The following is a 24885-nucleotide window of genomic DNA, read 5'->3' as shown; positions in this document are numbered from 1 at the left end:
CTTAAGGGGAAGCGTATTGCTCGCGCGGGAGAGGCTATGGCAAAGATTGATTTTCGCAACAAGATAAACTGGCGTCGACGCTTCCGTTCGCCGCCGCGGGTGGAGACGGAGCGCGACATCCTGCGGATCTTCGAAAGCGATCGGGGGCGGATCGTCAACTCGCCGGCCATCCGCCGCCTACAGCAAAAAACCCAGGTCTTCCCGCTGGAGCGCAACGCGGCGGTCCGTACTCGCCTGACCCACTCGCTGGAGGTGCAGCAGGTGGGGCGCTATATCGCCAAAGAAGTGCTTAGCAGGCTGAAAGAGCAGAAGCTACTGGAAGAGTATGGCCTGGAAGAGCTGACCGGGCCATTCGAGAGCGTGGTTGAAATGGCCTGCCTGATGCACGACATTGGCAACCCGCCGTTTGGCCACTTTGGCGAGGCGGCGATTAACGACTGGTTTCGCCAGCGCCTGGCCCCCGGCGATGCGCTCGGCCAGCCGTTGACCGACGATCGCTGCGAGGTACAGGCGTTACGCCTGCACGAAGGGGAAACGGCGCTGAATGCGCTGCGGCGTAAAGTGCGCCAGGATCTCTGCAGCTTTGAGGGCAACGCGCAGGGGATTCGTCTGGTCCACACGCTGATGCGGATGAATCTGACCTGGGCGCAGGTGGGCTGCATCCTGAAATATACCCGACCGGCGTGGTGGTTCGAGGCGACGCCAGCCAGTCACAGTTATTTAATGAAGAAGCCTGGCTATTATTTAGCCGAAGAAGAGTATGTCGCGCGCCTGCGTAAAGAACTGGATCTGGCACCTTACAATCGATTCCCATTAACCTGGATTATGGAGGCCGCGGATGACATCTCATATTGCGTCGCGGATCTTGAGGATGCGGTTGAAAAACGTATTTTCAGCGCCGAGCAGCTTTATCAGCATCTTTACGACGCCTGGGGCAACCATGAAAAAGGATCGTTATTCTCTCAGGTAGTGGAAAATGCCTGGGAAAAATCGCGAGCTAATTACCTGCGACAGAGCGCGGAAGATCAGTTTTTTATGTATTTGCGGGTAAACACGCTGAATAAGCTGGTGCCCTACGCGGCGCGCCGATTTATTGATAACCTGCCGGCCATCTTCACTGGCGACTTTAATCATGCGCTGCTTGAGGACGATAGCGATTGCAGCCAGCTGCTGGAACTCTATAAAAATGTAGCGATGAAACAGGTCTTTAGCCATCCGGATGTCGAGCAGCTGGAATTGCAGGGCTACCGGGTGATTAGCGGCCTGCTGGATATCTATCAGCCGCTGCTGAAATTATCTCTGGAGGATTTCAGCGAATTAGTGGCGCAGGAGCGGGTACGGCGGTTACCCATTGCCTCCCGGCTGTATCAGAAACTTTCAACCCGTCACCGGCTGGCCTATGTTGAAGCAGTAAATAAGCTGGTGCGCACGGCGCCCGAATTTGCGCTGATGGAATACTATTATCGCTGCCGTCTGATCCAGGATTATATCAGCGGAATGACGGATTTGTATGCGTGGGATGAATATCGGCGACTGATGGCGGTGGAATAGGCTGGAGTTTTGTAAAGATGGACAATAAATTTTTACTTTTTCCAGAAACTTAATTCCGGAACTTAGCGCTATAAAATGACTCTGATAGTCACGTACACAGCAACTTTCGTTATCTGATATTGAGATTGAAACTGATGAAAAAAACCACGTTAGCAATGAGTGCACTGGCTCTGAGTTTAGGTCTGGCGTTGTCCCCGCTCTCTGCGAGCGCGGCAGAAACGGCATCTTCGGCCACTAATGCACAGCAGATGCCAAGCCTGGCCCCGATGCTGGAGAAGGTGATGCCATCGGTGGTGAGCATTAACGTTGAAGGTAGCACCACTGTTAATACCCCACGGATGCCGCGTAACTTCCAGCAGTTCTTTGGCGATAATTCGCCGTTCTGCCAGGATGGTTCTCCTTTCCAGAGTTCACCGTTTTGCCAGGGCGGTGGACAGGGCGGTCAGCCTGACGGCGGCCAGCAGCAGAAATTCATGGCGCTGGGCTCCGGCGTCATCATTGATGCGGCCAAAGGGTATGTGGTGACCAACAACCACGTTGTGGACAACGCCACCACGATTAAGGTTCAACTGAGCGATGGCCGTAAGTTTGATGCCAAAGTCGTGGGCAAAGATCCGCGCTCCGATATCGCGCTGATTCAGATTCAGGATCCGAAAAACCTGACGGCGATTAAGCTGGCTGATTCTGATGCGCTGCGCGTCGGCGACTACACCGTGGCTATCGGTAACCCGTTTGGTCTGGGCGAAACCGTGACCTCCGGGATTGTCTCCGCGCTGGGCCGTAGCGGCCTGAACGTGGAAAACTACGAAAACTTTATCCAGACCGATGCGGCGATTAACCGCGGGAACTCCGGCGGCGCGCTGGTGAACCTCAACGGTGAGCTGATCGGCATTAACACCGCCATCCTGGCGCCGGACGGCGGCAACATCGGTATCGGTTTTGCTATCCCGAGCAACATGGTGAAAAACCTGACCGAGCAGATGGTGAAATATGGCCAGGTGAAACGCGGTGAGCTGGGCATCATGGGCACCGAACTGAACTCTGAACTGGCGAAAGCGATGAAAGTCGACGCCCAGCGCGGCGCCTTCGTCAGCCAGGTGATGCCAGGTTCGGCAGCCGCCAAAGCGGGCATTAAAGCCGGCGACGTGATCACCACCCTCAATGGCAAGGCGATCAGCAGCTTCGCCGCGCTACGTGCTCAGGTCGGCACCATGCCTATCGGCAGCAAAGTTGAGCTTGGCCTGCTCCGCGACGGCAAACCGGTCACCGTTACCGTCGAACTGCAGCAGAGCAACCAGACCCAGGTGGATTCCAGCACCATCTTCAACGGGATTGAAGGGGCGGAAATGAGTAACAAGGGTCAGGATAAGGGCGTGGTGGTCAACAATGTGAAAGCCGGCACCCCGGCGGCGCAGATTGGCCTCAAGAAAGGCGATATCATTGTCGGGGCGAATCAGCAGCCGGTGAAAAACATCGCCGATCTGCGGAAAATCTTCGACGCCAAACCGTCCGTGCTGGCGCTGAACATTCAGCGCGGCGACGCCTCTATCTACCTGCTGTTGCAGTAATCGTCAGCGCAAGCGCCACAGCCCCTTCCCTCGCCGAGGGCAGGGGCTTTTTTTTCGTTCTGTGACCACTTCCACAACTCCACATATCTCGCCCCGCCTTCGGGCATATGCACAATGCAGCAGGACGGAGACTCTTTTATGCTGGTGCCCTGCATAGGGGAGGATTACATGGCTGGCTGGCATCTTGATACCAAAATGGCGCAGGATATTGTGGCGCGCACGATGCGCATCATCGATACCAACATCAACGTGATGGATGCCCGCGGGCGGATTATTGGCAGCGGCGATCGGGAAAGAATTGGTGAATTGCACGAAGGCGCGCTGCTGGTGCTTTCTCAGGGGCGGGTGGTGGATATCGACGATGCGGTCGCTCGCCATCTGCACGGCGTGCGTCAGGGGATCAACCTGCCGCTACGCCTCGAAGGTGAAATCGTCGGGGTGATCGGCCTGACCGGCGAGCCGGAGGCGCTGCGGAAATATGGCGAGCTGGTGTGCATGACGGCAGAGATGATGCTGGAGCAGTCGCGGCTGATGCATCTCCTTGCGCAGGACAGCCGCCTGCGCGAAGAGCTGGTGATGAACCTGATTCAGGCGGAAGAGCATACCCCGGCGCTGAACGAATGGGCTCAGCGGTTAGGTATCGATCTCAATCAGCCGCGGGTGGTGGCGATGATTGAGGTGGACAGCGGCCAGCTCGGCGTGGACAGCGCGATGGCGGAACTGCAGCAGTTGCAGAACGCGCTGACCACCCCCGATCGCAATAATCTGGTGGCCATTGTGTCACTCACGGAAATGGTGGTGCTGAAACCGGCGCTGAACAGCTTTGGCCGCTGGGATGCCGACGATCACGTCCGCCGCGTCGAGCAGCTTATCGCCAGGATGAAAGAGAATGGTCAGCTCCGCTTTCGCGTGGCGCTGGGCAACTTCTTCACCGGTCCCGGGAGTATCGCCCGCTCTTACCGTACCGCACGGACGACCATGATGGTGGGTAAGCAACGAATGCCGGAGAGCCGCAGCTATTTCTATCAGGATCTGATGCTGCCGGTGCTGCTAGACAGCCTGCGCGGCGGCTGGCAGGCCAATGAACTGGCCCGTCCGCTGGCGCGTCTGAAGGCTATGGATAACAACGGTTTGCTGCGGCGTACGCTGCAGGCGTGGTTTCGCCATAACGTGCAGCCGCTGGCGACATCAAAGGCGCTGTTTATTCATCGCAATACCCTGGAGTATCGGTTGAACCGTATCTCGGAGCTGACCGGTCTGGATCTCGGCAGCTTTGACGATCGGCTGCTGCTCTATATAGCCCTGCAGCTGGATGAGCAACGATAGGGCGTCGAGATAAAAATGCCGGGAGGCGGTTCGCCTTACCCGGCCTGGAGGATGCATGGCGTAAGCGGCAGATTATATTGGTTGCCCGGTCAGGCGGTGCGCCGCCGGGAACGCTGTCACTTACGGGTAAGTTTTTCCAGATCGGCTTCGATTTCGCTGATCTTATTGGTGACCACGCTTTCCAGATGGCGTAAATCGTCGAGGATTTTACGCTTGAGATCGATTTCAGTGCGATCGCGCTGGCAGATCTGATCCAGTTCGTCGATGACGTAGCGCAGATTGGGGCTGATCTCCTGGACTTCTTTGTAGCCCTGGCCGACGCCGTCGGCGACAACGGTTTTGCGCTGACGCGGGTATTTAAACTTCACGCTCTTGGCGAAGAATTCGCCTTTGTCTTTCTGAAAATAGATTTTCAGGATGTCGTTGTTAGCTTCCTGCCGCAGGCTATAGCGATCGATCTCATCAGGGTTGGTAATGCCAAGACTTTTCAGATTATCGTACATAACGGTACCTTTGATAGCATCATAACCATTGAATAATTAACGAAAAAATCCATTTTCGCCAGCATCAAATATAAAAAAAGCGGGATATCTCCCGCTTTTTATTTGCTTTAGTCGATGGTGCGCAGCAGTTCGTTAATGCCGACTTTGCCGCGGGTTTTGGCATCGACTTTCTTAACGATCACCGCGCAGTACAGGCTGTATTTACCATCCTTCGACGGCAGGTTGCCTGACACGACTACCGAGCCAGCCGGTACGCGGCCGTAGAAGACTTCACCGGTTTCGCGATCGTAGATTTTGGTGCTCTGACCCAGGTAAACGCCCATGGAGATGACGGAGCCTTCTTCGACAATCACCCCTTCAACCACTTCAGAGCGCGCGCCGATGAAGCAGTTGTCTTCGATGATGGTCGGGTTCGCCTGCAGCGGCTCCAGTACGCCACCGATGCCGACGCCGCCGGACAGGTGAACGTTTTTACCGATCTGCGCGCAGGAGCCGACGGTAGCCCAGGTATCAACCATGGTGCCTTCGTCAACGTAGGCGCCGATGTTAACGTAGGACGGCATCAGCACGGTGTTGCGGGCGATGAATGCGCCCTGACGTACCGCTGCCGGCGGCACCACGCGGAAACCTTCTTTCTGGAAACGCGCTTCGTCATAGTCAGCGAATTTCATCGGTACTTTATCGAAGTAGCGGCTTTCCGCACCATCGATAACCTGGTTATCGTTAATACGGAAAGAGAGCAGTACCGCTTTCTTCAGCCATTGATGCGTCACCCACTGACCATCGATCTTCTCAGCGACGCGCAGCGCGCCGGAATCCAGAAGGGCGATAACCTGGTTTACCGCTTCGCGGGTCACGGTATCCACATTGGCCGGCGTGATGTCGGCGCGACGCTCGAAGGCGGACTCAATAACGTTCTGTAACTGCTGCATTGTTTCTTTCCATTCACTAAAAAAAATACGTCACCCTTTATCGTTTGGATTGAGGGCCTCTGTCAACCGTTGTTGCACTTCTTGTTGTAGCTCATTATTAAGGCCACGCCGGTCGGCGGTGGCGATTATAAATAAATCTTCTACTCGCTCACCAATTGTCGTAATTCGCGCCCCGTGAAGCGAAATACCGAGGTCGGCGAACACCTGGCCGACGCGGGCGAGCAGCCCTGGCTGATCGAGCGCAATCAGCTCGAGAAACGATTTTCGATCGGTATGGGTCGGCAGGAAATTCACCTCTGTCGGCACAGAGAAGTGACGCAGTTTTGCCGCCTGACGACGCGGGGCCGGGGGTTCCCAGCTGCGCTGAGTTATCGTCTGTTCAAGACCGTGGCGAATCGCGTCGTGGCGGTCAGCTGAAAGCGGGCTGCCGTCGGGTTCGAGGACAATAAAGGTATCCATCGCCATGCCGTCGCGGGTGGTGAAGATCTGCGCGTCGTGGACGCTGAGGTTGCGGCGGTCCAGTTCGCCGCACACCGCGGCAAACAGATAAGGGCGATCCGGGCTCCAGATAAAAATCTCCGTACCGCCGCGGGTGGCCTGCGAACTCAGCAGAATCATCGGCTTATTCAGATCGTGACGCAGCAGGTTGCGGGCGTGCCAGGCGAGCTGCGTCGGCGTATGCCGCACGAAATAGTTGGCGCGGCAGCGGTTCCAGATCTGATGCAGCGCCTCTTCATTAATATTGTCCATCCGCAGCAGGGCCAGCGCCTGCAGCTGATGATGACGCACCCGTTCGCGCATATCCGGGGTGCTTTGCATGCCCCGACGCAGCTGTTTCTCGGTGGCGAAATAGAGTTCGCGCAGCAGGCTCTGCTTCCAGCTGTTCCACAGCGTTTCGTTGGTGGCGCAGATGTCGGCGACGGTCAGGCACACCAGATAGCGCAGGCGATTTTCCGTTTGCACTTCCTCGGCGAACTGCTTAATCACCTCCGGATCCTGAATGTCGCGCCGCTGGGCGGTGACCGACATCAGCAGATGGTGACGCACCAGCCAGGCGACCAGTTGCGTTTCGCGAGAGTTCAGTCCGTGCAGCTCGGCAAACTTCAGCACATCCTGCGCGCCGAGGATCGAGTGGTCGCCGCCACGCCCTTTCGCAATGTCGTGGAACAGGGCGGCGATTAAAATCAGCTCCGGGTGCGTTAAGCGCGGCCACAACTCCACGCACAGCGGGTGGCGGCTGCGGGTTTCTTCTTTGGCAAAGCTCTCCAGCTTCAGCATCACGCGGATGGTGTGTTCATCGACGGTGTAGGCGTGAAACAGATCGAACTGCATCTGGCCGACGATATGTGACCACTGCGGCATATAGGCCCACAGCACGCTGTGGCGATGCATCGGCAGCAGTCCGCGGCTGACCGCCCCCTGATGGCGCAGCATGCTGAGAAAGAGCGTACGCGCCTCCGGGATATAGCACAGCGGCTGGGTCAGATGGCGCCGGGCATGGCGCAGATGGCGCAACGTCGTGGAGTAGATGCCGGTGATAGTGCTGTTGCGCACCATCATATAAAACATGCGCAGAATGGCCTGCGGTTCGCGAATAAACAGCGTGTCGTCACGCAGATCGATAAGAGTGCCGCGCAACTGGAAGTCATCGTCTATCGGGCGCGGTTTTTCGTCCTCGGTCAGGGCGAGAATAGCCTCTTCAAACAGCTGAAGCAGCATCTGGTTCAGCTCGCTCACCCGGCGGGTGACGCGGAAGAAGTCCTTCATCATATGCTCAATCGGCTGGTTGCCGTCGCCTTCATAGCCGAGCCGGCGGGCGACGCTGAGCTGACGGTCGAAAAGCAGACGGTTGTCATAGCGAGTGAGTTCAAGATGCAGCGCGAAACGGATGCGCCACAGCTGATGCAGACACTCGTTGAGCTCATTGCGCTCGGCTTCGGTCAGAAAGCCGAAGCCGACCATCTCATCCATCGAGGTGGCGCCAAAATGACGGCGAGCCACCCACTGTAGCGTATGGATGTCGCGCAGGCCGCCGGGGCTGCTTTTCACGTCCGGCTCCAGGTTATAGCTGGTGCCGTGATAGCGTTGATGACGGACGTTCTGCTCTTCCACCTTGGCGGCGAAGAACTTTTCCGATGGCCAGAAGCCGTCGCTAAAAATATGTTTTTGCAGTTCAAGGAACAGCGCGACGTCGCCGATCAGCAGGCGCGATTCAATCAAGTTAGTGGCGACGGTGAGATCCGAGAGTCCTTCGAGCAGGCACTCTTCGAGGGTGCGCACGCTGTGGCCCACCTCCAGCTTGACGTCCCACAGCAGCGTCAGCAGTTCGCCGACCTTTTGCGCCTGGTCGTCCGGCAGCTTTTTGCGGCTGAGGATCAGCAGGTCGACGTCAGAGAGCGGGTGCAGCTCGCCGCGGCCATAGCCGCCGACGGCCACCAGCGCCAGATCGCAGACGGATTCAAAACCGTAGGCGATCCACAACCGCTGCAGCAGCTGGTCGATAAATTCGGTGCGCGCCGCAATGAGCTGCTCCGCGGCGATGCCGGAGTCAAACGCCTCGCCCAGCCAGTGCTGGAAGGTATCGATGTGCGCCTTAATTGCAGCACAGTTCAGATCGCCCTGCGGCCAGCTCACCGGATGTTCCGGCGGGACGGGCAGAAGAGGGGAGGCTGTGTCAGGTAATGAGTTGCTCATCGCGTCACCATAAGAAAAAACTATCTAATAAAAAAGCCGGCGGGCGCCGGCTTTTCATCATTCATCGTGCGAGATTATCGCCGGGATGGTGTCATCCTTGCGTAGCGTCAGAATTTCGCAGCCGTTGTCTGTCACCACAATAGTATGCTCGTACTGCGCAGACAAGCTCCGGTCTTTAGTTTTCACCGTCCAGCCGTCTTTCATGCTGCGGATCTCTTTTTTACCCGCGTTGACCATCGGCTCGATGGTGAAGGTCATGCCGGGTTTGAGCACAACGTTGGTTTCTGGTGAGTCGTAGTGCAGCACCTGCGGCTCTTCATGGAAGCCGCGGCCGATACCGTGGCCACAGTATTCGCGCACCACGGAAAAACCTTCGGCTTCAACGTATTTCTGGATCGCCGCGCCGATGGTGCGCAGGTTGATCCCCGGCTTCACCATTTTCAGCGCCAGATACAGGCTTTCCTGAGTGATGCGGCACAGGCGCTCACCGAGAATCGTCGGTTTACCGACGATAAACATTTTGGAGGTGTCGCCATGGAAATCATCTTTAATGACCGTCACGTCGATGTTAACGATATCGCCATCTTTCAGCAGTTTGCCGTCGTCAGGGATACCGTGGCAAACCACTTCGTTGACCGAAATGCAGACGGACTTCGGATAGCCGTGATAGCCGAGGCAGGCGGAAATGGCCTTCTGCTCGTTAACGATATAGTCGTTACAGATGCGGTCCAGTTCGCCGGTGCTGACGCCAGGTTTAACCCAGGGTTCGATCATTTCCAGCACTTCAGCGGCCAGGCGGCCGGCAACGCGCATTTTTTCAATGTCTTCAGATGTCTTGATAGAGATAGCCATGGAGTATGTCCAGCAGTGTCGATATTTTCGACAATAATAGAGTAAGTCCTGCCAATGGTAACAGTCCGGGCAGGCTGGTGCCAAATTGAGAATCATTAACAGCACGTGGCGTCAACAAGAGTTGGTGTCTGGGCGGATTTTGTGGTATAAAGCGCGCCGGACTTCCGTTCCATCTCAGATACACAAGGATGGGCGTAAGCGACATACTCATATTGTGTAAATAACACACACGTATCGACACATATTCCGGGGTGCCCCTTGGGGTCGGTAATATGGGATACGTGGAGGCATAACCCCAATTTAATCTATAGAGGTTTTAAACATGGCAACTGTTTCCATGCGCGACATGCTCAAGGCTGGTGTTCACTTTGGTCACCAGACCCGTTACTGGAACCCGAAAATGAAGCCTTTCATCTTCGGCGCGCGTAACAAAGTTCACATCATCAACCTTGAGAAAACGGTACCGATGTTCAACGAAGCTCTGGCTGAGCTGAACAAAATCTCTGCCCGTAAAGGCAAGATCCTGTTCGTGGGTACTAAGCGCGCTGCAAGCGAAGCGGTAAAAGAAGCTGCTAACAGCTGCGACCAGTTCTTCGTGAACCATCGCTGGCTGGGCGGTATGCTGACTAACTGGAAAACCGTTCGTCAGTCCATCAAACGTCTGAAAGACCTGGAAACTCAGTCCCAGGACGGTACTTTCGACAAGCTGACCAAGAAAGAAGCGCTGATGCGCACTCGTGAGCTGGACAAGCTGGAAAACAGCCTGGGCGGTATCAAAGACATGGGCGGCCTGCCGGACGCACTGTTCGTTATCGACGCTGACCACGAGCACATCGCTATCAAAGAAGCAAACAACCTGGGTATCCCGGTATTTGCTATCGTTGATACCAACTCTGATCCGGACGGCGTAGACTTCGTTATCCCGGGTAACGACGATGCAATCCGCGCAGTAAGCCTGTACCTGGGCGCTGTTGCTGCTACCGTTCGTGAAGGTCGCTCTCAGGACCTGGCTTCTCAGGCGGAAGAAAGCTTCGTAGAAGCTGAATAATAAGGTTTAAGCCCTTATTAGTACCGTGTATGAATAGGGGCCCATTACAGGCCCCTTTTTTCAATTTACGCTGTTTGGCCGTTGGCCGGGCAGTATCCACATCTCCCGAGGATTTTAGAATGGCTGAAATTACCGCTTCCCTGGTAAAAGAACTGCGCGAACGTACTGGCGCAGGCATGATGGATTGCAAAAAAGCGCTGACTGAAGCGAATGGCGACATCGAGCTGGCAATCGAAAACATGCGTAAATCCGGCGCGATCAAAGCGGCGAAGAAAGCAGGCAACGTGGCTGCTGACGGCGTGATCAAAACCAAAATCGAAGGCAACTACGGTTACATTCTGGAAGTTAACTGCCAGACTGACTTCGTTGCTAAAGATGGTGGTTTCCAGGCATTTGCTGACAAAGTACTGGACGCTGCTGTTGCGGGTAAAATCTCCGACGTTGAAGTTCTGAAAGCGCAGTTCGAAGAAGAACGCGTTGCGCTGGTTGCTAAAATCGGTGAGAACATCAACATCCGTCGTATCGCTGTTCTGGAAGGCGACGTTCTGGGTAGCTACCAGCACGGTGCGCGCATCGGTGTTCTGGTTGCCGCTAAAGGCGCTGACGAAGAGCTGGTTAAGCAGCTGGCAATGCACGTTGCAGCAAGCAAGCCGGAATTCGTTAAGCCGGAAGACGTGTCTGCTGAAGTGGTAGAGAAAGAGTACCAGGTACAGCTGGACATCGCGATGCAGTCCGGTAAGCCGAAAGAAATCGCAGAGAAAATGGTTGAAGGCCGCATGAAGAAATTCACCGGCGAAGTTTCTCTGACGGGTCAGCCTTTCGTTATGGAGCCGAGCAAATCTGTTGGCCAACTGCTGAAAGAGCACAACGCTGACGTGACTGGCTTCATCCGCTTTGAAGTGGGCGAAGGCATCGAGAAAGTTGAGACTGACTTTGCAGCAGAAGTTGCTGCGATGTCCAAGCAGTCTTAATTTTTACAAGGAGCCGCCTGAGGGCGGCTTCTTTTTGCGCCCATTTTGTAAATTCAGCCAACTGCGTATAGTGACCGCGCTGAAATGCGACATACAATGTCGCCAGAATTCTCATATCTCATTCGTTGACAGTCTCAGGAAAGAAACATGGCTACCAATGCAAAACCCGTCTACAAACGTATTCTGCTGAAATTAAGTGGCGAAGCGCTGCAGGGCTCAGAAGGCTTCGGTATTGATGCAAGCATACTTGACCGCATGGCTCAGGAGATCAAAGAGCTGGTCGAGCTGGGTATTCAGGTTGGCGTAGTAATTGGTGGTGGTAACCTGTTCCGTGGTGCTGGTCTGGCGAAAGCGGGTATGAACCGCGTTGTGGGCGACCACATGGGCATGCTGGCAACGGTCATGAACGGCCTGGCAATGCGTGATGCGCTCCACCGCGCCTATGTGAACGCTCGTCTGATGTCCGCCATCCCGCTGAACGGCGTGTGCGACAACTACAGCTGGGCAGAGGCGATCAGCCTGCTGCGCAACAACCGCGTGGTGATCCTCTCCGCAGGCACCGGCAACCCGTTCTTTACCACCGATTCCGCAGCCTGCCTGCGTGGTATTGAAATTGAAGCCGACGTGGTGCTGAAAGCGACCAAGGTTGACGGTGTGTTTACCGCGGATCCGGCAAAAGATCCTTCTGCCACCATGTACGATCAGCTGACCTACAGCGAAGTGCTGGATAAAGAGCTGAAAGTGATGGATCTGGCGGCCTTCACCCTGGCGCGTGACCACAAATTGCCGATTCGCGTCTTCAACATGAACAAACCCGGCGCCCTGCGTCGCGTGGTCATGGGCGAAAAAGAAGGCACATTGATCACGGAATAATTCCCGTCAGCGCCAAATCCGGGTAATATTCCGCTTTACTTTCGCGGGGATATTGCCCGGTGATTTTCATTAAATCTGACTATACTTAGCTCATTTTCCGACGGGTGTCCCGTCTGGTCTGACTGAGACAAGCTTTCAAGGATTCGTAACGTGATTAGCGATATCAGAAAAGATGCTGAAATCCGCATGGAAAAATGCGTCGAAGCATTCAAAAACCAAATCAGCAAAATTCGCACGGGTCGTGCTTCTCCGAGCCTGCTGGACGGGATTGTTGTTGAATACTACGGTACGCCGACTCCGCTGCGCCAGCTGGCCAGCGTCACCGTCGAAGACTCCCGTACCCTGAAAATCAACGTCTTTGACCGTTCTATGTCTGCGGCTGTTGAAAAAGCGATCATGGCGTCTGACCTCGGTCTGAACCCAAGCTCCGCCGGCAGCGATATTCGTGTTCCGCTGCCGCCGCTGACCGAAGAGCGTCGTAAAGATCTGACCAAGATCGTCCGTGGCGAAGCTGAGCAGGCGCGTGTCGCCGTGCGTAACGTTCGCCGTGACGCGAACGACAAAGTTAAAGCGCTGCTGAAAGAGAAAGAGATCAGCGAAGATGACGATCGCCGTTCTCAGGACGACGTGCAGAAAATGACTGACGCCGCAATCAAGAAAGTTGACGCGGCGCTGGCAGATAAAGAAGCGGAACTGATGCAGTTCTGATGCTCTGCTGTTGCTCGGGCCGATACTTCCTGGCCTGAGTAAAATCTGAAACGCCGTACAGAAGACTGTACGCTCAATTCTCGGGATTGCGTTGAGCCGGCTGGCCTTGTAGCCTTTAGCGCTAAGTTGAAGGCCTGATGCCGCCGCCTTATCCCCGATAGTTGTTGCGTAGGGGCTTGCTGGCGGCGTTTTGCTTTTTATTCTGTTTCCTTTCTTCTGGACGTCTCATGAAGCAATTAACCGTTCTCGGTTCGACCGGCTCCATTGGCTGTAGCACGCTGGACGTGGTACGCCATAACCCTGGTTGCTTTTCCGTCGCCGCGCTGGTCGCGGGGAAAAACGTTGACCGCATGGTTGAACAATGCCTGGAATTTACTCCGCGTTACGCCGTGATGGATGATGCGCAAAGCGCTGAGCGGTTGCGCATCCGTCTGCATGAGCATGGCTGCCGTACCGAGGTGCTGAGCGGCCAGCAGGCGGCGGCTGAGGTCGCGGCGCTGGATGAGGTCGATCAGGTGATGGCGGCAATCGTCGGCGCGGCGGGGCTGGTACCGACGCTTGCGGCGATCCGCGCCGGGAAAACCGTGTTGTTGGCGAATAAAGAATCGCTGGTGACCTGCGGTCGCTTGTTCATGGAGGCCGTTCAGCGGTCGGGGGCGCGATTGCTGCCGGTCGATAGCGAACATAACGCGATTTTTCAGAGTATGCCGGAGACAATTCAACAGCATCTGGGATACGCTGACCTCACCCGGAATGGCGTCTCGTCCATTCTGTTAACCGGTTCCGGGGGGCCTTTCCGCGAGACGGACGTGGCTGAACTATCGGCGATGACCCCGGATCAGGCCTGCCGCCATCCCAACTGGTCGATGGGACGTAAGATCTCCGTCGATTCAGCCACGATGATGAACAAAGGTCTGGAATATATTGAAGCCCGCTGGCTGTTCAATGCTTCGGCGCAGCAGATGGAAGTGCTGATCCACCCGCAGTCGGTGATCCACTCGATGGTTCGCTATCAGGACGGCAGCGTGCTGGCCCAGCTTGGGGAGCCGGATATGCGCACGCCGATTGCTCATACCATGGGCTGGCCACAGCGCCTGAGCTCCGGGGTCAAACCACTGGACTTCTGCCAGCTGAGCAACCTGAGCTTCTCCGCGCCGGACTACGCCCGCTATCCCTGCCTGAAGCTGGCGATGGACGCGTTTGAGGTCGGCCAGGCGGCCACCACGGCGCTGAATGCGGCCAATGAAGAGTCGGTTGCCGCGTTTCTGCATGGCGATATCCGCTTTACCGATATTGCGGCGGTGAATCTGGCGGTGCTGGATAAGATGAACCTGCAGGAGCCGCAAAGCATTGATGATGTTCTGGTTATCGACGCTGACGCTCGTGCGGTAGCTCACCAGCAGCTTAATCGTTTGGGCGCGCAGGCGTAACGCGGTGGTATTTGTGGGCGAAAGGCTTCGGTGATATAGTCTGCGCCACCCGATCGTTGCATTTTGTTGTTAAAGATTACGGTGGCCGTGGCAAAACACGGCTTTTTTGCGTAAAGCTTTTGGTTGTTCTCTGCGATTGGCTGCAGCCCCGGCATCGGATAAAAATGCGTATCCAGCGCGGCCCGGTGGCCTCTGTTTGGTGGCTAGTTAATCCTTATTATGGACTTAAAACGCGTGATGTTGTCTGCTAATCAAACTGTCAGCGAAATATCGCCAACTCATGGCTGCCGTCATGTCGCCATTATTATGGATGGCAACGGCCGTTGGGCGAAACGGCAAGGTAAAATTCGCGCTTTCGGGCACAAGGCCGGTGCGAAATCCGTGCGTCGCGCGGTCTCCTTCGCGGCGAATAATGGAATTGAGGCGTTAACGTTATACGCGTTCAGCAGCGAAAACTGGAACCGTCCAGCCCAGGAAGTCAGCGCGCTGATGGAACTGTTCGTCTGGGCGCTGGATAGCGAAGTCAAAAGTCTGCACCGACACAATGTGCGTTTGCGGGTCATTGGCGACACCACGCGCTTCAATGCGCGCCTGCAGGAACGCATCCGCAAAGCGGAAGCGTTGACCGCAAACAATACCGGCTTAACGCTGAACATTGCGGCAAATTACGGCGGTCGCTGGGATATTACCCAGGGCGTTCGTCTGCTGGCGAAACAAGTACAGGACGGGACGCTGCTGCCTGAAGAGATCACGGAAGAAATGCTGAGTCAGCAGGTCTGCATGCATGAACTGGCTCCCGTTGATTTAGTTATTAGGACCGGGGGAGAGCACCGAATAAGTAACTTTTTGATTTGGCAAATTGCCTATGCCGAACTTTACTTTACGGATGTTCTTTGGCCCGATTTTGCTGAACAGGACTTTGAAGGTGCACTCCATGCCTTTGTTAATCGAGAGCGTCGTTTCGGCGGCACTGAGCCGGGTGGCAGTCATGCCTGATGGGGGTCACTTTTGCTGAAGTATCGCCTGATATCTGCTTTCGTCTTAATTCCCGTCGTCATTGCGGCGCTGTTCTTATTGCCGCCGATGGGATTTGCTATCGTGACCCTCGTGGTCTGCATGCTCGCCGCGTGGGAGTGGGGGCAACTGAGCGGTTTCACCTCAACGTCGCAGCGGGTCTGGCTGGCGGTGCTGTGCGGCCTTCTGCTGGCTGCCATGCTTTTTCTGCTGCCTGAATACCATTATGACGTTCATCAACCGATGGTGGAAGGTTCACTCTGGGCCTCATTCGCCTGGTGGATCGTCGCGCTGTTGCTGGTGTTATCGTACCCGGCGTCGGCGGCATTTTGGCGCCATTCCAAAGTGCTGCGCCTTATCTTCGGCATATTGACCATTGTTCCGTTTTTCTGGGGCATGCTGGCGCTGCGCGCCTGGCACTATACCGATAATCACTACAGCGGTGCGGTGTGGCTGCTGTACGTCATGATCCTGGTCTGGGGAGCCGACTCTGGCGCCTACATGTTTGGCAAAATGTTCGGCAAGCATAAGCTGGCGCCGAAGGTTTCACCGGGAAAAACCTGGCAGGGTTTTTTTGGCGGTTTGCTGACGGCGGCCGTGATCTCCTGGGCTTACGGGGTGTGGGCGCATCTTGACGTCACGCCGACGGTGCTGCTGGTCTGTTCCGTGGTGGCGGCCCTGGCTTCCGTGCTGGGCGATCTGACGGAAAGTATGTTTAAGCGCGAGGCCGGCATTAAGGATAGCGGGCACTTGATTCCCGGACACGGCGGTATTCTCGATCGTATCGACAGCCTGACGGCGGCGGTACCGGTCTTTGCCTGTCTGCTACTGTTGGTCTTCAGGACGATTTGACGGAAGGTTATATGCTGAGCGTGCTCTGGAATCTGGCAGCTTTTATCATTGCGCTTGGCGTACTGATTACGGTGCATGAGTTTGGCCATTTTTGGGTGGCGCGCCGCTGCGGCATCCGGGTTGAGCGTTTTTCTATCGGCTTTGGCAAAGCGCTGTGGCGGCGGATGGATAAGCAGGGCACGGAGTTCGTGATTGCCCTGATCCCGCTGGGCGGCTACGTCAAGATGCTGGACGAGCGCGTCGAGGCGGTGGCGCCGGAGATGCGCCACTACGCCTTCAACAATAAAACCGTCGGCCAGCGTGCGGCGGTGATTGCCGCCGGCCCCATCGCTAACTTCATTTTCGCTATCTTTGCTTACTGGCTGGTCTTTATTATCGGTGTTCCTGGCGTGCGGCCGGTGGTGGGTGAAATAACGCCCAATTCGGTTGCCGCGCAAGCACAAATTGCAAAAGGAACGGAACTTAAAGCGATAGATGGTATCGAAACGCCTGATTGGGATGCGGTGCGTATGCAGCTGGTCGCCAAAATCGGCAACCCGCAAACAATACTTACCGTCGCCCCTTTCGGGACCAATCAGCGCCAGGATAAAATCGTCGATCTGCGGCACTGGGCGTTTGAGCCAGACAAGCAAGATCCCGTGACCTCGCTGGGGATCCAGCCGCGCAGCGCGCAGATTGATACGGTGCTGGCGGAGGTCCAGACGGGCTCGGCAGCCCAGAAAGCGGGTTTGCAAGCGGGCGATCGGATCGTTAAAGTCGATGGTCAACCGTTAACGCAGTGGATGACGTTTGTTAATCTGGTGCGCGATAATCCGGGCAAAGCGCTGGCGCTGGAGATTGAACGGCAGGGGAGTGCGCTGCCGTTAACCCTGACGCCGGATGCGAAAACGGTAAAAGGTAAGGCAGAAGGGTTCGCAGGGGTGGTGCCAAAGGTCATCCCGCTACCTGAGGAATACAAGACAGTACGTCAGTACGGACCGTTTGCCGCCATCGCTGAAGCCACGGATAAAACCTGGCAGCTGATGTCACTGACGGTCAGGATGCTGGGTAAATTGATAACCGGTGATGTCAAACTGAACAACCTCAGTGGGCCGATCTCTATCGCTCAGGGGGCTGGAATGTCAGCGGAGTTTGGGTTGATTTATTATCTGATGTTCCTTGCGCTGATTAGCGTGAACCTCGGAATCATCAACCTGTTCCCACTGCCCGTACTGGATGGGGGACATCTGCTGTTTTTAGCGATCGAAAAGCTGAAGGGCGGGCCGGTATCCGAGCGAGTTCAAGACTTTAGTTATCGCATTGGCTCAATACTGCTGGTGCTGTTAATGGGGCTTGCACTTTTCAATGATTTCTCTCGGTTATAAGAGAGTTTGTTAGGAAGAACGCATAATAACGATGGCGATGAAAAAGTTGCTCATAGCGTCGCTGCTGTTTAGCAGCGCGACTGTATACGGTGCTGAAGGGTTCGTGGTGAAGGACATTCATTTCGAAGGCTTGCAGCGTGTCGCTGTTGGTGCGGCCCTCCTCAGTATGCCAGTGCGTCCTGGCGATACGGTGACCGACGATGATATCAGTAACACTATTCGCGCGCTGTTTGCCACTGGCAACTTTGAGGACGTCCGCGTCCTGCGCGATGGTGATACCCTGCTGGTGCAGGTGAAAGAGCGTCCGACGATCGCCAGCATCACCTTCTCCGGCAATAAGTCGGTGAAAGATGACATGCTCAAGCAGAACCTCGAGGCCTCTGGTGTTCGGGTGGGCGAGTCGCTTGACCGCACGACCATCGCGGATATCGAGAAGGGTCTGGAGGATTTCTACTACAGCGTTGGTAAATACAGCGCCAGCGTCAAAGCGGTTGTGACGCCGCTGCCGCGTAACCGTGTCGATCTGAAGCTGGTCTTCCAGGAAGGCGTCTCCGCAAAAATTCAGCAGATCAATATCGTCGGCAACCATGCGTTTTCGACCGATGAACTGATCTCCCACTTCCAGCTGCGCGATGAGGTACCGTGGTGGAACGTGGTCGGCGACCGTAAATACCAGAAGCAGAAGCTGGCGGGCGACCTTGAAACCCTGCGCAGCTACTATCTGGATCGCGGTTATGCCCGTTTCAACATCGATTCTACTCAGGTTAGCCTGACGCCGGACAAGAAAGGGATCTACATTACCGTCAACATCACCGAAGGCGATCAGTACAAGCTTTCCGGGGTGCAGGTAACGGGCGATCTCGCGGGCCATTCGGCCGAAATCGAAGCGCTGACCAAAGTCGAGCCGGGCGAACTGTACAACGGCGCGAAAGTAACCAAGATGGAAAACGACATCAAGAAACTGTTGGGTCGTTATGGTTACGCCTACCCGCGCGTTCAGTCGCAGCCGGAAATCAACGACAGCGATAAGACCGTCAAACTGCACGTCAACGTCGATGCGGGTAACCGCTATTACGTGCGTAAAATTCGCTTCGAAGGTAACGACACCTCCAAAGATGCCGTCCTGCGCCGCGAAATGCGCCAGATGGAAGGCGCATGGCTGGGGAGCGATCTCGTCGATCAGGGTAAAGACCGCCTCAACCGTTTAGGCTTCTTCGAAACGGTGGATACCGATACCCAACGCGTGCCGGGCAGCCCGGACCAGGTCGATGTTGTCTACAAGGTGAAAGAGCGTAACACCGGTAGCTTCAACTTCGGTATCGGCTACGGTACCGAAAGCGGCGTCAGCTTCCAGGCGGGCGTCCAGCAGGATAACTGGTTAGGTACCGGTTATGCGGTCGGGATCAACGGCACCAAAAACGATTACCAGACCTATACCGAACTGTCGGTGACCAACCCGTACTTCACCGTTGACGGTGTGAGCCTCGGCGGCCGTATCTTCTATAATGACTTTGATGCGAACGATGCGGATCTGTCTGACTATACCAACAAAAGCTATGGTACAGACGTCACGCTGGGCTTCCCGGTCAACGAATACAACACGCTGCGCGCCGGGGTCGGTTATGTTCATAACTCCCTGTCCAATATGCAGCCGCAGGTGGCGATGTGGCGTTACCTGAACTCGATGGGCCAGTATCCGGACAACACCAACGACCGGAACTCGTTCAGTGCGAATGACTTCACCTTCAACTACGGTTGGACCTATAACAAGCTTGACCGCGGCTTCTTCCCAACGGAAGGTTCGCGCGTCAACCTGAACGGTAAAGTGACCATTCCGGGCTCAGACAACGAATACTACAAAGCGACGCTGGATACCGCCACCTATGTGCCGATCGACAACGATCACCAGTGGGTAGTGCTGGGTCGTACCCGCTTTGGCTATGGCGATGGTATCGGCGGCAAAGAGATGCCGTTCTATGAGAACTTCTATGCCGGTGGTTCCAGCACCGTGCGTGGCTTCCAGTCGAACACCATTGGTCCGAAGGCGGTGTACTTCCCGTCGAGCAGCCGTCATGATGGCGATAGCGGTTATACCAATGACTGTAAGAGCACCGAATCCGCGCCGTGTAAATCCGATGATGCGGTGGGCGGTAACGCGATGGCGGTGGCCAGCCTGGAGCTGATTACCCCGACGCCGTTTATTAGTGACAAATATGCGAACTCGGTCCGTACTTCCGTCTTCTGGGATATGGGTACCGTATGGGATACTCACTGGGATTCGAACGCCTATGGCGGTTACCCGGATTACAGTGATCCGAGCAACATCCGTATGTCTGCGGGTATTGCCGTGCAGTGGATGTCGCCGTTGGGGCCGTTGGTCTTCTCCTACGCCCAACCGTTCAAAAAGTACGATGGAGACAAAGCCGAACAGTTCCAGTTTAACATTGGTAAAACCTGGTAATTGTTGGCGGCAACGGAATGCAAGTGCAGTATAGCGCTGACTGTAGGCGATAACGCGGTTATCGCCTCGCCACGCAAATAACGGTACCCCTGGGTACTCATGGGATGGTAAGGAGTTTATTGTGAAAAAGTGGTTATTAGCTGCAGGTCTGGGTTTGGCAATGGTAACTTCCGCTCAGGCGGCAGATAAAATTGCCCTGGTGAACATGAACAGCCTGTTCCAACAGGTTGCCCAGAAAACTGGCGTTTCCAACACGCTGGAAAACGAGTTCAAAGGCCGCGCTAGCGAACTGCAGCGTATGGAAGGCGACCTGCAGTCTAAAATGCAGCGTCTGCAGTCCATGAAGCCGGGCGCCGATCGTACCAAACTGGAAAAAGACGTGATGGCTCAGCGCCAGACCTTCTCCCAGAAAGCGCAGGCGTTTGAACAGGATCGCGCACGTCGTTCCAACGAAGAGCGTGGCAAACTGGTTACCCGCATCCAGACTGCTGTACAGAGCGTAGCGAAAGATCAGAGCATCGATCTGGTGGTTGACGCAAATGCCGTTGCATACAACAGCAGCGATGTAAAAGACATCACCGCTGATGTGCTGAAACAGGTTAAATAAGTAATGCCTTCAATTCGACTGGCTGATCTCGCGCAGCAGTTGGATGCAGAATTACACGGTGATGGCGATATCGTCATCACCGGCGTTGCGTCCATGCAGAGCGCGAAAACGGGCCAAATCACTTTCATGGTCAACCCTAAGTACCGTGAACACCTGGCCGCTTGTCAGGCTTCTGCCGTTGTCATGACGCAGGATGATTTGCCTTTTGCCCATAGCGCCGCGCTGGTAGTGCGTAATCCCTACCTGACCTACGCGCGCATGGCTCAAATTCTTGATACCACGCCGCAGCCGGCACAGGATATCGCGCCGAGCGCGGTCATCGATCCGTCGGCGAAGCTGGGTAACAACGTGGCTATCGGCGCTAACGCGGTTATCGAATCCGGTGTTGTACTGGGCGATAACGTGGCGATCGGCGCAGGCTGCTTCGTTGGGAAAAATACGAAAATCGGTGCCGGCTCGCGTTTGTGGGCCAATGTGACCATTTACCATGAGATTGAGATCGGCGAGAATTGCCTGATCCAGTCCAGCACGGTGATCGGCGCGGATGGCTTCGGTTATGCTAACGATCGCGGTAACTGGGTCAAGATCCCGCAACTGGGTCGCGTCATTATTGGCGATCGCGTGGAGATTGGCGCCTGCACCACCATCGATCGCGGCGCGCTGGACGATACCCTTATCGGTAACGGGGTTATCATTGATAACCAGTGTCAGATTGCGCATAACGTGGTGATTGGCGACAATACCGCGGTTGCCGGCGGCGTTATCATGGCGGGCAGCCTGAAAATTGGCCGCTACTGCATGATTGGCGGCGCCAGCGTGATTAACGGCCATATGGAAATCTGCGATAAAGTCACCGTCACGGGGATGGGGATGGTGATGCGTCCTATTTCTGAACCTGGCGTATACTCCTCTGGTATTCCGCTGCAGCCGAACAAGGCGTGGCGTAAAACTGCGGCGCTGGTGATGAATATTGACGAGATGAGCAAGCGCCTGAAAGCGATTGAGCGCAAGGTTAATCAACAAGACTAATTCATCATTTGGTCACATGACATTTCCGGCCTGTTGCATTCGCTAAAAGATTGCCGCAGGCCGTGTTATTATTGCCTTTTAGTACATTTAGACAGGAAGAGTATTTTGACTACTGACACTCATACTCTGCACATTGAAGAGATTCTGGAACTTCTGCCTCACCGTTACCCGTTCCTGCTGGTAGACCGCGTGCTGGATTTTGAAGAAGGTCGTTTTCTGCGCGCAGTAAAAAATGTTTCTGTAAACGAGCCGTTTTTCCAGGGGCACTTCCCTGGTAAGCCGATTTTGCCTGGCGTGCTGATTCTGGAAGCGATGGCGCAGGCCACCGGGATTCTGGCATTTAAAAGCGTCGGAAAACTGGAGCCAGGCGAGCTGTATTATTTCGCAGGCATCGACGAAGCGCGCTTCAAACGTCCGGTAGTACCAGGCGATCAGATGATTATGGAAGTCACTTTCGAGAAAACCCGCCGCGGCCTGACCCGTTTCAAAGGCGTCGCGCTGGTTGACGGTAAAGTGGTTTGCGAAGCGACGATGATGTGTGCGCGTAGCCGGGAGGCCTGATACGTGATTGATAAAACCGCTTTTGTTCATCCTACCGCCATTGTAGAAGAAGGCGCCGTCATTGGTGCTAACGTTCACATTGGTCCGTTTTGTATTGTTGGCGCTAACGTCGAAATTGGCGAAGGCACCGTACTGAAGTCTCATGTCGTCGTTAACGGCCATACCAAAATCGGCCGTGACAATGAGATCTATCAGTTCGCTTCCATCGGCGAAGTTAACCAGGATCTGAAATATGCTGGCGAACCGACCCGGGTGGAAATTGGCGATCGCAACCGCATCCGCGAAAGCGTCACCATTCATCGCGGCACAGTACAGGGCGGTGGATTAACAAAGGTGGGCAACGATAACCTGCTGATGATCAACGCCCATGTGGCGCACGATTGTACGCTTGGCGATCGCTGCATTCTGGCCAATAACGCAACCTTGGCCGGTCACGTATCTCTGGATGATTTCGTCATCATCGGCGGCATGACCGCAGTACACCAGTTCTGCATCATCGGCGCACACGTCATGGTAGGCGGATGCTCCGGCGTGGCGCAGGACGTTCCGCCGTTCGTGATCGCCCAGGGTAACCACGCGACGCCGTTTGGCGTCAACATCGAAGGGCTGAAACGCCGCGGCTTTAGCCGTGAGGCGATTACCGCGATTCGTAACGCGTATAAACTGCTGTACCGCAGCGGCAAAACGCTGGACGAAGCCAAACCGGAAATCGCCGAACTGGCGACTCAGCATCCTGAAGTTCAGCCGTTTGTTGATTTCTTTGCCCGTTCCACTCGCGGCTTGATTCGTTAATGGCTGAACCGCGTCCCCTGACGATTGCCCTGGTCGCCGGAGAAACCTCCGGCGATATTCTTGGTGCAGGCCTCATCCGGGCTCTCAAAGCGCGCATCCCTGACGCGCGCTTTGTCGGCGTGGCGGGGCCGCTGATGCAGGCGGAAGGGTGCGAAGCCTGGTACGAAATGGAAGAGCTGGCGGTGATGGGCATTGTTGAGGTGCTCGGTCGCTTACGCCGTCTCCTGCATATTCGCGCCGATCTTACTCGCCGCTTTGGCGAGCTGCGCCCCGATGTCTTCGTCGGCATCGACGCCCCTGACTTCAATATTACCCTCGAAGGGAATCTGAAAAAGCAGGGCATCAAAACGATTCACTACGTCAGCCCGTCGGTCTGGGCCTGGCGACAAAAACGCGTTTTCAAAATCGGCAGAGCGACCGACCTGGTGCTGGCTTTTCTGCCTTTCGAAAAAGCGTTTTATGACAAATTTAACGTCCCCTGCCGCTTTATCGGCCATACCATGGCGGATGCGATGCCGCTGGATCCTGACAAAGGCGCTGCGCGCGACCGGTTAGGGATCCCGCACAATGTGCGCTGTCTGGCGCTGCTGCCCGGCAGCCGCGGCGCGGAAGTCGAAATGCTCAGCGCGGACTTTCTGAAAACCGCGCAGTTGTTACGCGGCACCTATCCCGATTTGCAGGTGGTGGTGCCGCTGGTCAATGCCAAACGGCGGGAGCAGTTTGAGCGAATCAAAGCTGAGACGGCGCCGGATATGATCGTGCATATGCTGGACGGTCAGGCGCGCGATGCGATGATCGCCAGCGACGCCGCGCTGCTGGCCTCCGGGACGGCGGCGCTGGAGTGCATGCTGGCGAAGTGCCCGATGGTGGTTGGCTACCGCATGAAGCCGTTCACCTTCTGGCTGGCAAAGCGTCTGGTGAAAACCGACTACGTCTCCTTGCCGAATCTGCTGGCCGGTCGCGAGCTGGTCAAAGAGCTACTGCAGGATGAGTGCGAGCCGCAGGCGCTGGCCGCCGCCCTGCAGCCGCTGCTGGCCGATGGCAAAACCAGCCACGAGATGCATGAGACGTTCCGCGCGCTGCATCAGCAGATCCGCTGCAACGCCGATGAGCAGGCCGCGGACGCCGTACTGGAGTTAGCAAAACAATGATGGAGTTCGTCTATCCGCATACCCATCTGGTTGCCGGCGTTGATGAAGTTGGCCGCGGGCCGCTGGTTGGCGCGGTCGTGACCGCGGCGGTGATCCTCGATCCGGCGAAGCCGATTGTGGGTTTGAATGATTCCAAAAAACTCAGCGAAAAGCGTCGCCTGGCGCTGTGCGATGAGATTAAAGAGAAAGCGCTGTGCTGGAGCCTGGGGCGTGCCGAGCCGCACGAAATCGACGAGCTGAATATTCTGCATGCCACTATGCTGGCGATGCAGCGCGCCGTCGCCGGCCTGAGCATTGTTCCTGAGTTTGTCCTGATCGATGGCAACCGCTGTCCGTCGCTGCCGATGCCCTCTCTGGCGGTGGTGAAAGGCGACAGCCGGGTGGCAGAAATCAGCGCAGCGTCTATTCTGGCAAAAGTCACTCGTGACGCCGAAATGGCCACGCTGGACCTCGCATTTCCCCACTACGGATTTGCCCAGCATAAAGGCTATCCCACCGCTGTTCACCTGCAGAAGCTGCAGGAACACGGCGCAACAGAGCATCACCGGCGCAGTTTTGGTCCGGTGAAGCGTGCCCTGGGCCTGGCGTCCAACTAAGT

General features: G+C 55.8%; 22 protein-coding genes. 18 read left to right on the top strand and 4 right to left on the bottom strand.

Annotated elements, in window-relative coordinates:
* Positions 1 to 36: 36 nt before the first annotated feature.
* The 3 genes from dgt to cdaR all read left to right on the top strand — a co-directional run bounded on the left by dgt (position 37) and on the right by cdaR (position 4445).
* The gene (gene dgt, locus CW267_RS15280) at positions 37 to 1551 is read left to right on the top strand and encodes a dGTPase (protein WP_008807360.1); all 1515 of its coding nucleotides are present in this window, start codon (positions 37 to 39) and stop codon (positions 1549 to 1551) included.
* A 134-nt stretch (positions 1552 to 1685) separates the two neighbouring features.
* On the top strand, positions 1686 to 3119 hold the full coding sequence (degP, locus tag CW267_RS15275) for a serine endoprotease DegP (RefSeq protein ID WP_008807359.1): 1434 nt from the start codon (positions 1686 to 1688) through the stop codon (positions 3117 to 3119).
* A gap of 168 nt (positions 3120 to 3287) precedes the next feature.
* A complete protein-coding gene (gene cdaR / locus CW267_RS15270; protein WP_012968907.1) occupies positions 3288 to 4445 on the top strand; it encodes a DNA-binding transcriptional regulator CdaR in 1158 nt (385 codons plus the stop codon).
* 116 nt (positions 4446 to 4561) lie between these two features.
* On the opposite strand, the gene CW267_RS15265 is transcribed toward cdaR, so the two are convergent.
* The 4 genes from CW267_RS15265 to map form a co-directional block, all read right to left on the bottom strand.
* On the bottom strand, positions 4562 to 4948 hold the full coding sequence (locus CW267_RS15265) for a DUF3461 family protein (protein WP_002889292.1): 387 nt from the start codon (positions 4946 to 4948) through the stop codon (positions 4562 to 4564).
* 107 nt (positions 4949 to 5055) lie between these two features.
* Positions 5056 to 5880, bottom strand: coding sequence for a 2,3,4,5-tetrahydropyridine-2,6-dicarboxylate N-succinyltransferase (dapD, locus tag CW267_RS15260; protein ID WP_002889295.1), 825 nt, complete (start codon positions 5878 to 5880; stop codon positions 5056 to 5058).
* A gap of 30 nt (positions 5881 to 5910) precedes the next feature.
* Positions 5911 to 8574, bottom strand: coding sequence for a bifunctional uridylyltransferase/uridylyl-removing protein GlnD (gene glnD, locus CW267_RS15255; protein WP_012542810.1), 2664 nt, complete (start codon positions 8572 to 8574; stop codon positions 5911 to 5913).
* Between the two features lie 57 nt (positions 8575 to 8631).
* Positions 8632 to 9426, bottom strand: coding sequence for a type I methionyl aminopeptidase (gene map / locus CW267_RS15250; protein WP_004204446.1), 795 nt, complete (start codon positions 9424 to 9426; stop codon positions 8632 to 8634).
* 322 nt (positions 9427 to 9748) lie between these two features.
* Between map and rpsB the strand changes: the two genes are divergently transcribed.
* From rpsB to rnhB, 15 genes are all read left to right on the top strand, one after another.
* On the top strand, positions 9749 to 10474 hold the full coding sequence (gene rpsB, locus CW267_RS15245; protein WP_008807356.1) for a 30S ribosomal protein S2: 726 nt from the start codon (positions 9749 to 9751) through the stop codon (positions 10472 to 10474).
* Positions 10475 to 10593: 119 nt separating this feature from the next.
* A complete protein-coding gene (gene tsf / locus CW267_RS15240) occupies positions 10594 to 11445 on the top strand; it encodes a translation elongation factor Ts (RefSeq protein ID WP_004151930.1) in 852 nt (283 codons plus the stop codon).
* A 147-nt stretch (positions 11446 to 11592) separates the two neighbouring features.
* Positions 11593 to 12318 carry a UMP kinase gene (gene pyrH / locus CW267_RS15235; RefSeq protein WP_004098747.1) on the top strand — a complete coding sequence of 242 codons (726 nt, stop codon included), beginning with the start codon at positions 11593 to 11595 and terminating at the stop codon, positions 12316 to 12318.
* A gap of 150 nt (positions 12319 to 12468) precedes the next feature.
* A complete protein-coding gene (gene frr, locus CW267_RS15230) occupies positions 12469 to 13026 on the top strand; it encodes a ribosome recycling factor (protein WP_002889308.1) in 558 nt (185 codons plus the stop codon).
* Between the two features lie 227 nt (positions 13027 to 13253).
* Entirely contained in the window at positions 13254 to 14456 is a 1203-nt protein-coding gene (gene ispC, locus CW267_RS15225; RefSeq protein WP_023297086.1) for a 1-deoxy-D-xylulose-5-phosphate reductoisomerase, read from the top strand.
* Positions 14457 to 14693: 237 nt separating this feature from the next.
* On the top strand, positions 14694 to 15452 hold the full coding sequence (ispU, locus tag CW267_RS15215) for a (2E,6E)-farnesyl-diphosphate-specific ditrans,polycis-undecaprenyl-diphosphate synthase (RefSeq protein ID WP_012968905.1): 759 nt from the start codon (positions 14694 to 14696) through the stop codon (positions 15450 to 15452).
* 12 nt (positions 15453 to 15464) lie between these two features.
* The gene (cdsA, locus tag CW267_RS15210) at positions 15465 to 16322 is read left to right on the top strand and encodes a phosphatidate cytidylyltransferase (RefSeq protein WP_008807353.1); all 858 of its coding nucleotides are present in this window, start codon (positions 15465 to 15467) and stop codon (positions 16320 to 16322) included.
* 11 nt (positions 16323 to 16333) lie between these two features.
* The gene (gene rseP / locus CW267_RS15205; protein WP_008807352.1) at positions 16334 to 17686 is read left to right on the top strand and encodes a sigma E protease regulator RseP; all 1353 of its coding nucleotides are present in this window, start codon (positions 16334 to 16336) and stop codon (positions 17684 to 17686) included.
* A 31-nt stretch (positions 17687 to 17717) separates the two neighbouring features.
* Entirely contained in the window at positions 17718 to 20147 is a 2430-nt protein-coding gene (bamA, locus tag CW267_RS15200) for an outer membrane protein assembly factor BamA (RefSeq protein WP_008807351.1), read from the top strand.
* A gap of 121 nt (positions 20148 to 20268) precedes the next feature.
* A complete protein-coding gene (skp, locus tag CW267_RS15195) occupies positions 20269 to 20754 on the top strand; it encodes a molecular chaperone Skp (RefSeq protein WP_002889325.1) in 486 nt (161 codons plus the stop codon).
* Between the two features lie 3 nt (positions 20755 to 20757).
* Positions 20758 to 21783, top strand: a complete 1026-nt coding sequence (gene lpxD / locus CW267_RS15190) for a UDP-3-O-(3-hydroxymyristoyl)glucosamine N-acyltransferase (protein WP_022065546.1) — start codon at positions 20758 to 20760, stop codon at positions 21781 to 21783.
* Between the two features lie 105 nt (positions 21784 to 21888).
* On the top strand, positions 21889 to 22344 hold the full coding sequence (gene fabZ / locus CW267_RS15185) for a 3-hydroxyacyl-ACP dehydratase FabZ (protein ID WP_004145858.1): 456 nt from the start codon (positions 21889 to 21891) through the stop codon (positions 22342 to 22344).
* A 3-nt stretch (positions 22345 to 22347) separates the two neighbouring features.
* Entirely contained in the window at positions 22348 to 23136 is a 789-nt protein-coding gene (gene lpxA, locus CW267_RS15180; RefSeq protein ID WP_008807349.1) for an acyl-ACP--UDP-N-acetylglucosamine O-acyltransferase, read from the top strand.
* Positions 23136 to 24287, top strand: coding sequence for a lipid-A-disaccharide synthase (lpxB, locus tag CW267_RS15175; RefSeq protein ID WP_022065547.1), 1152 nt, complete (start codon positions 23136 to 23138; stop codon positions 24285 to 24287). Before lpxA ends, lpxB begins: the two co-directional genes overlap by 1 nt.
* Complete coding sequence (gene rnhB, locus CW267_RS15170) at positions 24284 to 24883, top strand: ribonuclease HII (RefSeq protein WP_012542806.1); 600 nt, start codon at positions 24284 to 24286, stop codon at positions 24881 to 24883. The genes lpxB and rnhB overlap by 4 nt, the downstream gene beginning before the upstream one ends.
* Positions 24884 to 24885 lie beyond the last annotated feature (2 nt).

Source organism: Klebsiella sp. X1-16S-Nf21 (assembly GCF_002837615.1).
In the GTDB taxonomy this organism is placed as follows: domain Bacteria; phylum Pseudomonadota; class Gammaproteobacteria; order Enterobacterales; family Enterobacteriaceae; genus Klebsiella; species Klebsiella variicola.
Note: the sequence above shows the minus strand (reverse complement) of the source record. Positions and strands in the feature narration are given on the sequence as shown.

Excerpts from the sequence above, each read along its gene's own strand:
- rpsB (WP_008807356.1), top strand. The coding sequence starts at position 9,749 with ATGGCAACTGTTTCCATGCGCGACATGCTCAAGGCTGGTGTTCACTTT.
- glnD (WP_012542810.1), bottom strand. The coding sequence starts at position 8,574 with ATGAGCAACTCATTACCTGACACAGCCTCCCCTCTTCTGCCCGTCCCG.
- pyrH (WP_004098747.1), top strand. The coding sequence starts at position 11,593 with ATGGCTACCAATGCAAAACCCGTCTACAAACGTATTCTGCTGAAATTA.
- rseP (WP_008807352.1), top strand. The coding sequence starts at position 16,334 with ATGCTGAGCGTGCTCTGGAATCTGGCAGCTTTTATCATTGCGCTTGGC.
- bamA (WP_008807351.1), top strand. The coding sequence starts at position 17,718 with ATGGCGATGAAAAAGTTGCTCATAGCGTCGCTGCTGTTTAGCAGCGCG.
- rnhB (WP_012542806.1), top strand. The coding sequence starts at position 24,284 with ATGATGGAGTTCGTCTATCCGCATACCCATCTGGTTGCCGGCGTTGAT.
- cdaR (WP_012968907.1), top strand. The coding sequence starts at position 3,288 with ATGGCTGGCTGGCATCTTGATACCAAAATGGCGCAGGATATTGTGGCG.
- tsf (WP_004151930.1), top strand. The coding sequence starts at position 10,594 with ATGGCTGAAATTACCGCTTCCCTGGTAAAAGAACTGCGCGAACGTACT.
- ispC (WP_023297086.1), top strand. The coding sequence starts at position 13,254 with ATGAAGCAATTAACCGTTCTCGGTTCGACCGGCTCCATTGGCTGTAGC.
- dgt (WP_008807360.1), top strand. The coding sequence starts at position 37 with ATGGCAAAGATTGATTTTCGCAACAAGATAAACTGGCGTCGACGCTTC.
- degP (WP_008807359.1), top strand. The coding sequence starts at position 1,686 with ATGAAAAAAACCACGTTAGCAATGAGTGCACTGGCTCTGAGTTTAGGT.
- CW267_RS15265 (WP_002889292.1), bottom strand. The coding sequence starts at position 4,948 with ATGTACGATAATCTGAAAAGTCTTGGCATTACCAACCCTGATGAGATC.
- map (WP_004204446.1), bottom strand. The coding sequence starts at position 9,426 with ATGGCTATCTCTATCAAGACATCTGAAGACATTGAAAAAATGCGCGTT.
- lpxB (WP_022065547.1), top strand. The coding sequence starts at position 23,136 with ATGGCTGAACCGCGTCCCCTGACGATTGCCCTGGTCGCCGGAGAAACC.
- lpxD (WP_022065546.1), top strand. The coding sequence starts at position 20,758 with ATGCCTTCAATTCGACTGGCTGATCTCGCGCAGCAGTTGGATGCAGAA.
- ispU (WP_012968905.1), top strand. The coding sequence starts at position 14,694 with ATGTTGTCTGCTAATCAAACTGTCAGCGAAATATCGCCAACTCATGGC.
- dapD (WP_002889295.1), bottom strand. The coding sequence starts at position 5,880 with ATGCAGCAGTTACAGAACGTTATTGAGTCCGCCTTCGAGCGTCGCGCC.